2 protein-coding genes are annotated in these 2,078 nt (G+C 69.2%); both read right to left on the bottom strand.

Annotation, left to right across the window (positions count from 1 at the left end):
• Positions 1 to 115: 115 nt before the first annotated feature.
• Positions 116 to 442 carry a DUF2190 family protein gene (locus EOW65_RS19755; protein ID WP_128152381.1) on the bottom strand — a complete coding sequence of 109 codons (327 nt, stop codon included), beginning with the start codon at positions 440 to 442 and terminating at the stop codon, positions 116 to 118.
• Positions 443 to 524: 82 nt separating this feature from the next.
• The coding region (locus tag EOW65_RS20065) for a phage major capsid protein (protein ID WP_164880179.1) at positions 525 to 2,078 on the bottom strand (1,554 nt) is incomplete at its 5' end.

The following is a 2,078-nucleotide window of genomic DNA, read 5'->3' as shown; positions in this document are numbered from 1 at the left end:
GCGGAATTTGGACGGCACGACACGGGCCGGCTGTCCCTCGGCCAGATAGGTGATGCCGGCGCCGAAGGCCGTCGTGCAGATCCGCCCGATGCCATCGAACACGCTGACCATCGGCTTACTTCAGCACCACGCGCCCGACCGTCTCGGCCGCGCTGCCGCCGACGGCGAGCACCGCCTTGCCGATCGCCGTGTTGTCGGTGTCGGCGGTCGTGCAGATCTTGTTCGCCGCATCCCAGTAGATCTGGGCACCGAGGGCCCAGGCCTGCGAGCCTGCCTTCGCCAGATCATAGGTGCCGGCCAGCTCGAGCACGACCGGGGCGCCCGACAGCGCCGCCGTCTGGGCGACGCCGAAGAGCGTGCCGACGAGAACGCCCTCGCCCGAGGCCACATCGTAAGGCGCCGGAACGGTCACGTTCGCGCCGTCGTTGACGAGATTTTTCATGGAAGTTCCTTCTGTGTTCACGGGGCTGGAACGACGAAGGGCGGCCGAGGCCGCCCTTTCGTCAGGGGAGTTTCGGGACCGGTCAGACGCCGGGGTTCTTGTACATCGTGCGGAAGTCGAGCGGCGCGACGCCCGCGTCGATGCGCACCTTCATCTCGACACCATCGGCGGTCCACATCTGCTGCTGTTCCAGATAGGGCGCCTGCACACCGTCGAGATAGGCGACCTCGATCGTGTCGAAGCCGTTCGGATCGGCGGCAAGATACCAGGCGCTGGCCGAGGTCGCATCGAGGCGGCCGTCGACCACCAGCTCGGCCATGCCCGCGACCGGGTTGATCGCATGCCCCTTGCCCGCCTGCGGATCGACCGCCGAGGTCAGCAGCTGGCGCGAGATCGTCTCCTGCGCGGCCGGCACGATCATGTAGCGCGGCGCGATGTTGAGCGCCGGCCCGTCCGCGGTCTCGCGCTGCGTGCGCAGCGCCGTGCGCGCATCCGACATGCTGGCGACCGAGGGCGCCGAGCCCGCCGCGGCGAGGTTGCGGTGGGTCGCGTGGAACAGCGCGATACCGTCCGACATCGCCGGGTTGTCGGTCAGGATCGCGAAGACCAGATCGCCGACGGTGCGCCGGGCGGCCCGCCCCATCTTGCGCGGCAGCGAGCCGAGGATCGCCAGATCGTCGTTGATGATCGCCGTGCGCGAGATCCGGATCATCTTGCCGTAGGTCGCGAGCACGATCGGCTCGCCGCGATCGCCGATGGTGCCGAAGCTGTAGTTTGCCCCTTCCGCGACCTTCTCGAGCGAGGTGAAGTTGCCCAGCCCGACCCGCTTCGTCGCCTTGAAGTCGGTGAGCGTGCCGGCGCGGGTGAAGAGCGGATAGGTCTCCTCGGCCTCGTCCCAGCCGGCGAGCGCCGCCTTGCCCTGGATGTTCTGCAAGATGTTGCCGAAGTCCGAGGTGCCGTGCGCGCCGGCCATGGTGAAGGCATGGCCCACCAGCTCGAGCTTCGAGGCGAAGGTCGCGCGCTGCCCCGACATGGTGATCGACTCGCGCGCCAGCTCGCTCAGCGTCATGCTGGAGAACTCGTTGCGCTCGCCGCCCGTCAGGCCGACCTTGGCCATCAGCGACCGTTCGACGCCCTGCACGAACTTGTCGCGGGCATCGGCGACGATCGTCGCCGGGCGGTGGCCCGAGTGGAGATTGCCGCTCATCTGCAGATCCTTTTCCCTGCGCTTTGCCAGAACCTCGGCCAGCGCATCCTGCGCACTGAGGCCGCGGGTGATCATGTCGAGCGCGGCGTCCGAGCCGAGCCCCGACATCTCGACCAGATCGCGAATGCGCTGGCAGCGCGCGCGGTCATCGCCCGAGGCGGTGATCGTCGCGGCCGGGTCGACCGCCGGATTGCCCGACGGCGGCGGCGCGCCGGCGCCCGCGGTGGTCCCGGCGGGGTCATCCGCCGGCGTGGTGGTCACGGTGTTGCCCGCCATCTCGATCGTCTCCTTCGTGGGTTTGCGGGCCATGCCCGACATCATGGCCATCATGGCCGTCTGCCCGGGCGCTTCGCCCAGGCTCTTCGACGCCTCGCGCAGCGCTTGCGGCGCGTGGGCGTAGATCCGGTAGTCGAAGCGCGCGACCGGCTC

The sequence above is a fragment of the Paenirhodobacter ferrireducens genome (genome assembly GCF_004022265.1).
GTDB classification, from domain to species: Bacteria; Pseudomonadota; Alphaproteobacteria; order Rhodobacterales; family Rhodobacteraceae; genus Rhodobacter; species Rhodobacter ferrireducens.
The sequence above is the reverse complement of the archived record's forward strand: the minus strand, read 5'-3'. Positions and strand labels throughout refer to the sequence as shown.

Coding starts and splice junctions, on each gene's coding strand:
- EOW65_RS19755 (WP_128152381.1), bottom strand. CDS start 442: ATGAAAAATCTCGTCAACGACGGCGCGAACGTGACCGTTCCGGCGCCT.